Origin of the sequence: Mesorhizobium loti R88b, assembly GCF_013170845.1 — a bacterium.
GTDB lineage: Bacteria > Pseudomonadota > Alphaproteobacteria > Rhizobiales > Rhizobiaceae > Mesorhizobium > Mesorhizobium loti_B.
Genome location: NZ_CP033367.1, coordinates 6,781,942 through 6,793,978, shown reverse-complemented (window position 1 = coordinate 6,793,978; position 12,037 = coordinate 6,781,942). Strand labels below are relative to the sequence as shown.

The window sequence follows — 12,037 nt, the reverse complement described above, 5'->3', positions numbered from 1 at the left end:
GAGGAGGTCATTCTCCGTCGGCTACCACACCGGGCAGCCGGTTGGTCAGCCCTTCCCAGAGGCGCCGCAACTCAAGCGGGCGATCGATGTCGGTATGATGTGGGTCACGACCTTGCCGTGGTGTGAGAGAGGAACGATGGCAAAACCGCGTCTGGAGACCTTGAAGTCCATCAACGCCGAGTTTCTTGGCAACCAATGGGTTGACGGCGATCTTGAGCAGTTGGCGACGTCTCCTTTCGGGATCGTCTCCAGCTTCGAGAGCTTGCTCTCGGATTTGCGCAGTATCGTCGCCAGGGACCTGGGTCATATCGCGCCGGACGGCGTAGCGCAAGCATCACACTCTGGTCATGACTGATTCAAGGTCAATCAAGACGATCGTCGCCGCACTCGAGGGCGGCAACCGGTCCGCGGTGGAGATTGTCAGAGAATGCATCGCTGCGGCCGAACGGACCAATTCCTCGTTGCGCAGCTTCATTACGGTGGCCGCTGACCACGCGCTAAAACAAGCAGGGAAGTCCGATGCACGCCGAAGGGCGGGCCGCGTCCTAGGCCCGCTTGACGGAATTCCTTACGCCGCGAAGGACATGTTCGAAACGCGCGGCATCCGAACCACCGGTGGCAGCAGGGTGCTAGAGAACAATGTGCCGGACACGTCGGCGGCAGCCATTTGCATGCTCGACGCGGCGGGGGCGGCCCTGATCGGGAAAACGAACCTCCACGAATTCGCCTATGGCGCGACCGGCGAGAACCGCTGGGCCGGAACGGTCGTCAACCCCCATGACGAGACAAGGCTCGCTGGCGGCTCGAGCAGCGGCTCCGCAGCGGCCGTGGCGGCCGGCATCGTGCCGTTCGCGCTCGGCACGGATACCGGCGGCTCGGTTCGCGTTCCGGCCGCGCTCTGCGGCATCGCCGGGTACAAACCGAGCTATGGCCTGATCAGTCTCGATGGCGTCATCCCCTATTGCTGGTCGTTGGACCATGCGGGCGTACTCGCGACATCAGTTGAGGACCTGGAGCTTGTCGTCAGGCACATCGCGAAGCTCCCGCCGGCGACGCAACCCAGTGCGGCGCTGAGGGTTGCGCTGGTCGAGGGCTTCGAGGAAAAATGCGAGGAGCCGGTGCAAGACGCGTTCCTCGCGACGAAGGGGCACATGCGACGTTTGGGGGCAATGTTTGGCGCGATCGAACTCCCAGACCAGTCCGTAGCCCGCACGGTCTCGCTGACAATTCAGCTCGCCGAGACACTTACCTATCACGGCCCCAATCGCGCCCGCGCCCGCGATCGATTCGGTGCTGACATGCGCGGCGGCATGGTGTTGGGGCAGTTCCTATCTGCAGAAAGCTACATCCAGTGTAAGCGCATGCTGGGAACTTACAGGCGAGCGTTTGCGCAGGCCATGCAGATGTTTGATGTCCTGCTGACGCCGGCGTGTCCGATCATGGCGCCGCAGGTCGGGACCGTCGACGTAGACATTGCGGGGCAGACTATTCCGCTTGGCAACGCGCTGACGCTGTTCACTTCTTTCTTCAATCTGGTAGGTGCGCCGGCACTAGTGTTGCCGGTCGCCTCGCCGAGCGGCGGCCTACCCGTCGCTGTGCAGATTGTTGGATCGCCCGGCTCCGATTCCCAGCTCTTCGGGATCGCCCTCATTCTCGAGAATGTATGCAGGGCGTGTAGATCCTGACCGCTGCGAGGCAGTTCGTTCAAGCACTTTGGCAAATGAGCGGAGTATCCAGACAAGACTGAAGACAATTCACGTCACCAATTCCTTTCGGGCGATGCGCTCGCCGGTCTGGCATTCGTTTGCTGACCCAATTTGGGGCATGACCAATTTGTGATCACATCATTTGGCGGCGCCTACGCTGTGAGCCGGCTTAACGGTTGTCTTGCAACTTGTGGAATTGCCGCGCTCATTGTGCGCTGCCGCTGCGAGCCTGCGATCACCGTTGGCCAATGCAGCCATAAGGTCCAGCACTGGATGCTTACGGCGAAGGTTCCGTAACCATGTGGTTGATAGACGAACACTCTAGTGTCGTCGGCGCCGCGATGGCAAATAGCGCTGCAGCGAGAGCGCTGGATATCGACGAAGGTCACCGCGGCGCGGAGGGCCACGCCGGCGCAGGCGTTATTCCCGCCGCCTGGGAGTGGGCGTCGACCTCTGAGACAATGGCTGCAATCGCGCTCGGATACAAATCGCCCTGCGTGTGGCAAGCTCTCGGCCTGCGGAAACAATCGATACATATGCCACTGGGCGCTGGGTAGGCTATGGGGTTGCCGCAGCTACTTCCCCACCATTTGCGGCTGGGTCATAAGCTTCGCTTGCGAACAGCGTGTCGTAGATCGCCAGGCTATGATGGAGGTGATGTTATCCGCAGAAGATCGGATCGAAGATGCGGAGATCATCCATCACCATGCGCACCGTCCGTGTCGGTGGACGCCGTCGGCCTTTGGCAGGGCGGTCAGGGCGTTCTTCGTCTTCGTCAGGTGGCGCGCCCGAGTACTTGCCGCGGTGACGCGAGCATAGGTTATCGCCCGGCACTCGCCGGCGTACCCTGAGCACGGCCCGATCAGTGGCGTCAGCCCGGTCTGAGACGGGGTGAAGGCGAGATTGTACGCGACCACCGAGGACCAGATCTAAGCTTTGAAGTGATCGAAGCGGTCGACAACGCGTTCGATCAGCTTGCGCGCATTCGGCCCTACCACGGAGAACTGGCCCAAGCGTCGGTGGTCGAAATCAACTGGACGTCCAGGCCAAAGGCATTGCCGCGCGAACTCCATGTGTCGGTAAACTGGGCCGGCCTGTGCCGTGGTCGTCGACACGACAAAATTGGCGGTCAAGGCGGCATGCAGCATCGTCGGGTCTGAAGCCGTGAACGATAAGTTGAGACCAAGCATGGGAGGGAAGGAACTCCCCTACATGCTTGAGGCGCGGCCGTGCGCTCTCGTTTTCCTTGGGAATGGACCGACGGCTTCAGTGCACCACCCGGCATATGATTTCAACGACGAAGCCTTCCCTACGGCATCGGGTATTGGGTGAACCTGATCGAGACGGTTCTGGCCGATTGAAGCGAGCGTCATCCGCACCACCTGGGTAAACATTACCGATCGGACGCACAGCCGGAACTCCGTGGCGCCTTGCAGGCTTGGTTTCGGGCTATGACGTCGCCCGAAGGCTCAAGATCGACGGCGATGAGGTTTTGGCGGCCTGAAACGGCGATGTGGCAGCTGTTGGGTGCTTTTCCGCGAGCCTCGCTAGGAGACAGAACGCCACTGTCTGACCACAGCATGCCGCCGTCGAAACGGGCTACGACGGAATTGCCGCCGACAGATGACAAGCCGCTCAGTGGCAGCGTAAGACCATTCATGGCGGGTGTGGTCTCCGGAAATGATTCGGATCGGCCTTACCAACCAAACCCTAGGTCATTTCAATGGCTTGAACCACATCCGCCAACCCGCCGTGAATTTTTCAGGCTAACACTCACGCGAAAACCAGAACGCGGCTGGTATGCGCGTCATGCCGATCCTTTCATAGAAGCCTACAGCGTCGGGCTCGGAAATCAACGCCATTGCGACGACAGGTCCGAGCTGCCGGCGCGCGTCGCCAACCAGGCCCTTGCCGATGCCAAGCCCTTGCGCCGATTTCGAGACGGCGAGCTCGGAGATATAGCAGACCCAAAAGAAGTCGGTGACGCCGCGGAGAACTCCGACCAGTTTCCGGTCGCGCCGGTCGAGCCGCGCCGTCAGCACTAGATCGGCATGGCTAAGCATCGCCTTCAGCCGCAGCTCTCCATGGCCTCCCCCGAAGCCGGATTCCACCAACACTCGGCAGAACTCAGCGGCATCGAGGTCCGGCTCGCTAGCGTAAAGGATTTTAGGGGGCTCGGGCACACCATCTCCTTTCAGAAACGTCTCAAGTATAAATTGAATTGCATCCTATTCTGTGCAATCATAGTAACATCAGCAGTTGCTTTGGTGGTTCATCACTTTTGCTCGTCGGGAAGGTGCCCCGAACGGGGTTTGGCTGCGAACTGATCGAAGCTCCACCAGTCGGTCGTACCGCGACGACTATAACCTCTTACCTAGCGCCGCTGCGCAGAGGTAAGGGCCACATATTGTTCCTATTCGCCAAGGGTCGGAAATGGTGTGATCGACCAACTGATCGAGTCGACGGCACGCTGAAGTGCGATCTCGGTCTGAGCAAGACTGGGTGAAACGGCGACGACATGTCCGATACAGTCTCGGTAGTCGCCTTTCCTGATGATCGGCGTCTTGGGTTCAACATAGAATTTGACCTCGGCGACACCTGGTAAAGCAGCCGCCCGACTGTCGCCATCGATCCAGTCGAGGATCCCATCGCGATCAACAAGTAGGAACCGCGCGGCCGCAATGTGCGAATGCCTTCTGCGCAAATCCCATTCGTCGCCGATCACAAGCTTGATGTGCTCGGTGACGAGATCGATACCGTGAGCCGCTTGAGCCAGCCGAGGTCCGGTCCCACCCACAAGACGCGGGTTGACTTCAATGACGACTGGGCCACGCCTCGTCCAACGGAGTTCAATGTTCGTTGGCCCCCAGCCAAGGCCGAGAGCTCGCAAACAGCTCAGCGAAACATCGGCGATACGCCTATGCTCGTCATCAGTCACAGGGGCCGGGAAGATGCTCCGCAGGAAGACGAAATGCGGCAGGGGGCCGAAATCAGCGGCGCCAATCCCAAGGACCTCATTTCCCATTACAAGAGTGCAATAATAAGGACCTTGTGCGAACTCTTCGACCAGTATCTTCGGCGAAGACTGCCATGTGTGCTTCCCGTCCAACAGATAGGTCGTATGTTCGGCTACCTCTTCGACGCTGCGGCACAATCGGACACCGATGCTGCCGCTACCTACGGCTGGCTTAAGAACTACCGGCAGGCCGATCTCGGCGGCACAGCTTTCCACCTCCGTCGCATTCGCTGCCAGGCGATAAGCAGGTATCGGAACGCCGGCCTCCGAAAGGAGCTGACGTTGAGTGAATTTGTCGCAGCATCGTTCAATCGATGCGGGGTTCGGTCCCGGTAGATCGAAATGCCGGCAGAGCTTGCCGACTGTCGCAGAGACCGACTCGTCGTCGCCGGCAAAGCCAGTAATGCCAGCAATCTCATACGTCGCACGCAGCCGAGAACATTCGTGGATCAGCGCATCGAGATTGTCTGTATCGACACGGATCGCCTCAATTCCTTCCGCCGCAAGATAGTCGTACTGAGCTGGATCAGCCGACAGGGTAATTGGATGAAGGCCAAGACACTGAGCCGCTTTCACGTATAGCAGACTGATACTCCTGTGGCCTTCAACCAAGATGAGCGCGCTTCTTGCCATTGGCTGTTGACTCCGACCTTGGGTTCTGTGCGGCAGTCCGTGCATAAATTGGCATCAGCTTTTGTTAGCTGTGCGTGACTTCAGACGTTGCGGTGAAGGTACCATTGTCAGCGATCTGCGGTCGTGAAGATTCTGTAAAATAGTTTAAAGGACCTTTTGCCACATGTAGTTTGGGGATGTGGTACGAAGCGTCTTGATGAATTTCGGAGGGAGCAAGGCCTGGCCTGCTCCGGCGCGCAGCCGCCATCCCTTTGGCAATGGAGCCTGCCCGGGACTCACATTGGGGACGTGAGATCGGCAAGCTCGGTCATGTCAAACTTAAAACCCTTCGTTAAGCTAGCCGCCTTGATGCACGGCGATGAGGTTTTGGCGGCCTGAAGCGGCGATGTGGTCGCTGTTGGGCGCTTTTCCGCGATCCTCGTCAGGCGCCGGCGATGATCCGTCGTGATGGCAAGTGGTTTGCAGGTTGCGGTCGGCGGATTCGTTTCGGGCGTCTGCGCCCCATCGTTATGTCGCGAGCCGCGGAATGCGATCGAGGACGATGCGCAGGATGCGTTGGTCGGGGCAGGATGTCGGCAGGTGCAGGCGGATTTGCGTCTTCATCTCGATCACCCGCGCAGCGGATCTTGATGATGCGCAAACGCAGCGTGTCGAATTGGGCGACGCCAAGCTGGAGCGTTTCCGCATCGCAGCGCGCAGGCCGGGCGCCCGCATCCTCTCCGTAAAGCGGCTGTGGCCGCGCGAACGGATGTAATACAGACCGGGCGATACCCCGAGCGAAATTCCGGCCTCATGGCGGGCCTGCGGCTATCTAAAAACCAGATGACCTCGATACACACACTGAATTTGACCCAAGCCTATCGGCAACTGAAAATCCACCGACAAACCAAATAGAAAACAACCGCAAATCGGAGGAGACGATGAGCTTATTTGGTGAACAGGCGCATCAATGTTGGCTAGTTGCCGTCGGCGTGCGGTCATCCGTAGCCCGACGGGCTTCGGCGTGATCCTCGGACAAGATGCGAACGTTGATCGACTGTGGTGACGGCTGAAAGGTGACCATTGAACCTAATGTGACGTCGTTCTGCGCCGAGGCCGGGATCAAAGTTACGGCAGGCGCCCGACGAGGATCCGATCGACAACGTCGAACTGCGGAAAACCGCTCCATCCAGCAGATAGGCGCGGATCGTTGCGCCAATAACTTAAGAGGGGAATGAAACATGATAATCACTCGACGCGAAATCATAAAGGCGGGTTTGGCCGCCGGTACGGCTATGTCGATCCCATCGGTCCTGCGGGCGCAGACCGCGCCAACCGCAGCGCGGACGGTCCGGATGGTCATGGGTGACCTCAGTGTGTTCGATCCGGTCGTTACGACGGCTAGCGTCACCTTCAACCATTGCTTAGCGATTTACGACACGTTGTTCGGCGCTGATTCCAAGTTTATGCCGCAGCCGCAGATGGTGAGCAAGTGGAACGTTTCCGACGACAAGAAGACCTACACGTTCGAGCTCAGAGATGGCTTGGGCTGGCACGACGGCTCCCCCGTCACCGCGGCGGACTGTGTGGCCTCAATCCGTCGGTGGGGCCAGGTGGCTCCCGGCGGGCAATTGCTCATGGCGCGGGCCAGGGATATCTCGAAAAAGGACGACAAGACCTTCACGATCGCGCTTCAGGAACCGCTGGGGATTCTACTCGACCTCCTGGGTTTCCAAGGCCCATTCATCATGCGCGAGAAAGACGCGAACCTTTCCCCCACGGAGCAGGTGACTGCGAACATCGGATCGGGGCCCTTTAAGTTCAATCAGGCTCTTGCGAAGCCGGGCGCCAGCTTTACCTACGATCGCAGTGACAAATACGTGCCACGTAACGAACCTGCCGACGGATTGGCCGGCGGGAAGGTCGCGAAGGTCGATCGCGTCATCTGGGAGAATATTGGCAATCAGCAGACTGCGTTGGCGGCCTTGCAAGCAGGTGAGATTGATTTCGTTGGGACGCCGCCAGTCGATCTTTTCCCGGTGATTGAGAGCGATCCCAACCTTGAACTGCAGGTTCTGGACAAGACGGGCCAAGATATGTTCCTGCGTATAAACTGTCTGCAAAAGCCGTTCGACAACGTCAAGGCGCGCCAAGCGCTGCTGCACCTGGTCGATCAGGAGGCAATTATGCGCGCCGCTTTCGGTGACCCAAAATACTTCCGATCCGTCACTTCGATGTTTGGAAACGAAACGCCAGCGTCCAACGACGAAAATACAGGATGGCACAAGACAGGCGGCGACCCGGAAAAGGCCAGGCAACTGTTCAAGGAGGCCGGATATGCCGGCGAGAAGGTCGTCATTCTCGATCCGACTGACTGGCGCGAAGCCGACAATGCCTCGCAGATACTGGTGGCGGCGCTGCAGAAGATTGGGATCAATGCCGAACTTGCGCCGAGCGACTGGGGCGGGCTTGTCGCGCGCCGCGCGAACAAGGGCCCCGTTGAGGACGGCGGCTGGAGCCTCTTCATGTCGTCCGAAGCTGAATGGATCCGCGGCAATGTCGTTACCGCAGTCACCCTATCCATGAATGGCGAAAAAGGTTGGTTCGGCTGGCCGCAGAACGACGAATATGAAACTCTCCGGGTCAAATGGGCAGATGTCGAAACGCTTGAAGAGCGCAAGGCCCTGGCCCGCAAGATGCAGCGGATATGGTGGGACTATGTCCCCGAGGTTCTGTTGGGTCAATATGTCACCCCAATCGCGCGCCGCCAGACCCTCACGGACCTCATCAGCATGCCGGAGCTCATCCCGATATGGAATATGCAGAAGGCCTGAGACACGATGGCCGCCTATATCCTTCGCAGAATGGTGTCGACCATCGCCGTTATGGCGATGGTCGGGGTATTCGTTTTCCTGCTTCTCAGGCTGGCGCCGGGCGACCCGGCGGCCATGATCGCCGGTAGGTTGGCCACGGCGGAGATGATCGCCGGCATCCGCGAAAAAATGGGCCTGAATGATCCTATGCCGGTTCAGTTCATACGTTGGGTGCGCGACATGCTCGGTGGAGATTTCGGGACCTCGATCTTTGCCGGGCGACCGGTTCTCGAGCTGATCTCGCAGCGGCTTGAACCGACCCTTTCGCTGTCAATCCTGACGATGATCCTTTCGGTCATGGTCGGAGTCTCTTTCGGCATCCTTGCCTCGTGGCGAACGGGCGGGCTCGTCGACCGCTTCCTCGCGGCCTTTTCGGCACTTGGTTATTCCGTCCCGGTCTTTGTCATCGGCTATTTTCTCATATACTTCTTCGCGATCAGGACACACTGGCTACCGGTCCAGGGATATGCGCCGATCGATGGTGGCCTCGGGCCTTGGTTTGTACACCTGATCCTGCCCACCGTGGCATTAGGCATTGGCTACATTGCATTCATCGCCCGGGTTACGCGGGCCAGCATGCTTGAGGTTCTGTCGGAAGACTATATGCGAACGGCCGCCGCCAAGGGCGCTTCGTCCTATGCCATCCTCTTCCACCATGCCTTGAGGAATGCCGGCGTCCCGATCCTGACCGTCATCGGCATAAGCTTCGCCTATCTGATCGGCGGAGTCGTCCTCACGGAAACGGTGTTCAACATACCCGGTATCGGTCGTCTGGTCGTCGATGCGATCAACAACCGAGACTACCCCATCATTCAGAGTGTGCTCATCCTGACTTCGGGTCTGTATGTCCTAATCAACCTCACAGTCGATCTGGCTTACACCTTAATCGATCCCCGTATCCGGTACTGATATGACGATTTTATCAGTTGAATACGTCCCTACGGGCCGCCTGCGAATATCTGACCTTCCCCGTTTGGCAAAGCGTCATCCGCTGGTCATTGCAGGCGGCGGTCTGTTGGCGCTTCTGATCATCCTGGCGCTCGCTGCCCCACTTTACGCCGGGAATCCGGTGAACATGGATCCGTTCAAGCGCCTCCAGCCGCCTTCCGCCGAAATGTGGCTTGGGAGCGACAATCTGGGCCGGGATGTGTTTGCGCGGACGGTGTTCGGCGCCCGAATCTCACTCATGGTCGGATTGATGTCGGCGGCGTGCGCGGCCATGACCGGGCTCCTGATCGGAATCATCGCCGGCTACAGCCGTAGCTTCGACAACGTCGTCATGAGGGTCATGGACGGCCTGATGTCGATCCCGACGATTCTGCTAGCGATTGCGCTCATTTCTCTGACAGGCCCCGGGATCGGCATCCTCATCATCGCCATCGCGATCCCCGAGACGCCAACCGTCGCGCGGCTGGTTCGTTCGGTGGTTCTGGGTGTTCGCGAGCGTCCCTATGTGGAGGCCGCGCTCTGCGGCGGCGCGCGCCTGCCGAGGGTGCTGTGGCGACATATCCTCCCGAGCACCATTCCGGCGCTAATGGTCCAGGGTGCCACTGTCTGCGCCAGTGCGATTATGACGGAGGCGGCACTGAGCTTCCTCGGCGCGGGCGTGCCGCCCGAGATTCCAAGTTGGGGCAACATGATCGCCAATTCGCGCTTGTACCTCGCCATCGCGCCATTGACAATCTTCGCCCCCGGTATCTGCCTTGCCGTCACGGTCCTTGCCGTCAACCTGCTCGGCGACGGCCTGCGCGACCTGTTCGACCCCCGCGCCAAACGGAGGCGCTAACATGCGGATACATCAAACCGCAGGGAACGATGTGCTTCTCGATGTCCGAAATCTGGAAACGCACTTTTACGGCGAAGAGAGCGTCACACGTGCCCTGGGCGGCATCAGCTTCCAGGTGAAAAAAGGCGAAACGCTCGGCGTCGTCGGCGAATCCGGATGCGGGAAGAGCGTCACCGCTCTCTCCATCCTTCGCCTGCTGCCGAAGCTGACAGCCAGGACTGTCGCCGGCGAGATCCGCTTTCACGGACGCGATCTTCTCGAGTTGTCCCATCGGGAGATGCGAAAGATCCGCGGCGACCAGATCGCCATGATCTTCCAGGAGCCGATGACGAGCCTGAACCCGGTCTATACGGTCGGCCACCAGATCGCCGAGGTGGTCCAGATCCACACGAAAGGCCCCCGCTCGGTGGCGATGGCAAAGGCCGAAGAGATGCTTCGTCTGGTTCGCATCGCGGACCCCGAGCGTCGCGTCAACAACTATCCGCATGAAATGTCGGGCGGCATGCGTCAGCGCGCCATGATCGCAATGGCCCTTGCCTGCTCGCCGGAACTGTTGATCGCCGACGAGCCGACCACGGCGCTTGACGTCACTATTCAGGCGCAGATTTTGCGGCTCATCCTCGATCTGAAAGAGCGCATGGGAACGGCAGTGATGTTCATCACACATGATCTGGGCGTTGTGGCCGAGACATGCCAACGCGTGATTGTTATGTATGCTGGCCGAATCGTAGAGCAGGCCAACGTCATCGATTTGTTTGCGCGTCCCGCGCATCCCTACACCCAGGGCCTCATGCGCTCGGTACCTGATCCGCGGCGCGGCCGACAGCGCCGCCTTCCGGAAATTCCCGGCATTGTCCCAAGTCTTCGCGAGCCCATTGTCGGGTGCAGTTTTGCGCCTCGCTGCCCGTTCGCGATCGATATTTGTCGCGAGAGGACACCCGTTCTTGATGATGTCAGGCCGGGCCACGCCGCGGCTTGCTGGCGCGCCGAAGAGGTGATGGGCGCATGAGCGATCCTTTGCTGAAAGTCGAGAATCTGACCAAGCATTATCCGCTTGGGGCGGGATACCTGAAGAAGACCATCCCAGTGATCCGGGCGGTGGAGGATGTATCCTTCACCGTTGATGCGGGCGAGACGCTTTGCATCGTCGGGGAATCCGGCTGCGGCAAGTCGACCGTGGCGCGGCTCTTGATGCGACTTGTGGAGCCTACCGGCGGGCGCGTGCTGATTGAAGGAACCGACATTGCTGGCCTCAAGAAGGACGCGCTTCGCGCTTGGCGGCGTCGTATGCAGATGGTCTTTCAGGATCCTTACTCGTCGCTGAATCCGCGCCTCACGGCCGGGCAAATCATCACCGAACCGGTCGAGAATTTTGAGCGCCTCAGCCGGAAGCAGCGTCAGGCGCTTGCCGCGGACCTTCTGCGAAAAGTCGGAATGTCGCCTGAGATGATGCACAGGCTGCCATCCGAATTGTCGGGCGGTCAGCGCCAGCGGCTCGGCATTGCACGAGCGCTGGCTCTTGAGCCCTCGCTGATCATCGCCGACGAGGCGGTCTCGGCTCTGGACGTCTCCGTGCAGGCACAGATCTTGAACCTTCTTCTGGATCTCCAGCAGAAGATGGGCATTGCCTTCGTCTTCATCTCGCATGACCTCGGCGTCGTGGAGCATATCGCGCATCGCGTTGCCGTCATGTACCTGGGCCGGATCGTGGAACTCGCCCCGAGCGAGGCGCTCTTCGCGAAACCGGTCCATCCCTACACCGAGGCGCTGATCGCGGCAGCGCCGGTGCCGGATCCGACGCGGGTTCGGCTGGAGGCGCCCGTCGAGGGCGAGGTGCCAAGTCCGATCAACCCTCCGAGCGGATGCGCGTTCCATCCGCGCTGCCCGCTTGCGGTCGAGCGGTGCCGCATCGAAGTGCCGCCCTTAGTACCGATGGCAGACGGGCGCATCGTGGCCTGTCATGTGCGCGCTCCGGCTACAGGCATGCCGCACCTAGCGCGTGCCTCGACCAATTCGTCGTTCACCCCTATGGCATAGCGCATAC

General features: G+C 59.8%; 12 protein-coding genes and 1 pseudogene. 10 read left to right on the top strand and 3 right to left on the bottom strand.

Annotated elements, in window-relative coordinates; genetic code table 11:
• Nucleotides 1-136 precede the first annotated feature (136 nt).
• The 5 genes from EB235_RS32825 (at nt 137) to EB235_RS35220 (ending at nt 3,038) form a co-directional block, all read left to right on the top strand.
• Nucleotides 137-355: a hypothetical protein gene (locus EB235_RS32825; RefSeq protein WP_033839217.1), complete on the top strand. Its 219-nt coding sequence runs from the start codon at nt 137-139 to the stop codon at nt 353-355.
• Nucleotides 348-1,685, top strand: a complete 1,338-nt coding sequence (locus tag EB235_RS32820; RefSeq protein ID WP_027033295.1) for an amidase — start codon at nt 348-350, stop codon at nt 1,683-1,685. The genes EB235_RS32825 and EB235_RS32820 overlap by 8 nt, the downstream gene beginning before the upstream one ends.
• 320 nt (nt 1,686-2,005) lie before the next feature.
• Nucleotides 2,006-2,263 (top strand): MmgE/PrpD family protein, encoded by a 258-nt coding sequence (locus EB235_RS32815; RefSeq protein ID WP_027033296.1) that lies wholly within the window; start codon nt 2,006-2,008, stop codon nt 2,261-2,263.
• Between the two features lie 384 nt (nt 2,264-2,647).
• Entirely contained in the window at nt 2,648-2,866 is a 219-nt protein-coding gene (locus EB235_RS32810) for a hypothetical protein (protein WP_169627230.1), read from the top strand.
• Nucleotides 2,808-3,038 (top strand): M20/M25/M40 family metallo-hydrolase, encoded by a 231-nt coding sequence (locus EB235_RS35220; protein ID WP_342355840.1) that lies wholly within the window; start codon nt 2,808-2,810, stop codon nt 3,036-3,038. The genes EB235_RS32810 and EB235_RS35220 overlap by 59 nt, the downstream gene beginning before the upstream one ends.
• Before the next feature lie 434 nt (nt 3,039-3,472).
• Here the strand turns inward: EB235_RS35220 and EB235_RS32805 are convergent, their stop codons facing one another.
• The 3 genes and pseudogenes from EB235_RS32805 to EB235_RS34975 all read right to left on the bottom strand — a co-directional run.
• Nucleotides 3,473-3,889 carry a GNAT family N-acetyltransferase gene (locus tag EB235_RS32805; RefSeq protein WP_027033298.1) on the bottom strand — a complete coding sequence of 139 codons (417 nt, stop codon included), beginning with the start codon at nt 3,887-3,889 and terminating at the stop codon, nt 3,473-3,475.
• Nucleotides 3,890-4,119: 230 nt separating this feature from the next.
• On the bottom strand, nt 4,120-5,355 hold the full coding sequence (locus EB235_RS32800) for an ATP-grasp domain-containing protein (RefSeq protein WP_033839212.1): 1,236 nt from the start codon (nt 5,353-5,355) through the stop codon (nt 4,120-4,122).
• Nucleotides 5,356-5,862: 507 nt separating this feature from the next.
• Nucleotides 5,863-6,013, bottom strand: a pseudogene (locus tag EB235_RS34975) (transposase); the annotation flags it as partial.
• 562 nt (nt 6,014-6,575) lie between these two features.
• Here EB235_RS34975 and EB235_RS32790 point away from each other — a divergent pair.
• Genes EB235_RS32790 through EB235_RS32770 form a run of 5 tightly spaced genes read left to right on the top strand, consistent with a single transcriptional unit; the run spans nt 6,576 to nt 12,030 of the window.
• Nucleotides 6,576-8,168 carry an ABC transporter substrate-binding protein gene (locus tag EB235_RS32790; RefSeq protein ID WP_027033302.1) on the top strand — a complete coding sequence of 531 codons (1,593 nt, stop codon included), beginning with the start codon at nt 6,576-6,578 and terminating at the stop codon, nt 8,166-8,168.
• A gap of 6 nt (nt 8,169-8,174) precedes the next feature.
• Nucleotides 8,175-9,116, top strand: a complete 942-nt coding sequence (locus tag EB235_RS32785) for an ABC transporter permease (RefSeq protein ID WP_027033303.1) — start codon at nt 8,175-8,177, stop codon at nt 9,114-9,116.
• 1 nt (nt 9,117) lies between these two features.
• A complete protein-coding gene (locus tag EB235_RS32780; protein WP_027033304.1) occupies nt 9,118-9,993 on the top strand; it encodes an ABC transporter permease in 876 nt (291 codons plus the stop codon).
• A 1-nt stretch (nt 9,994) separates the two neighbouring features.
• Nucleotides 9,995-11,002, top strand: coding sequence for an ABC transporter ATP-binding protein (locus EB235_RS32775; protein ID WP_027033305.1), 1,008 nt, complete (start codon nt 9,995-9,997; stop codon nt 11,000-11,002).
• Nucleotides 10,999-12,030, top strand: a complete 1,032-nt coding sequence (locus tag EB235_RS32770) for an ABC transporter ATP-binding protein (RefSeq protein ID WP_027033306.1) — start codon at nt 10,999-11,001, stop codon at nt 12,028-12,030. Before EB235_RS32775 ends, EB235_RS32770 begins: the two co-directional genes overlap by 4 nt.
• Nucleotides 12,031-12,037: the final 7 nt, after the last annotated feature.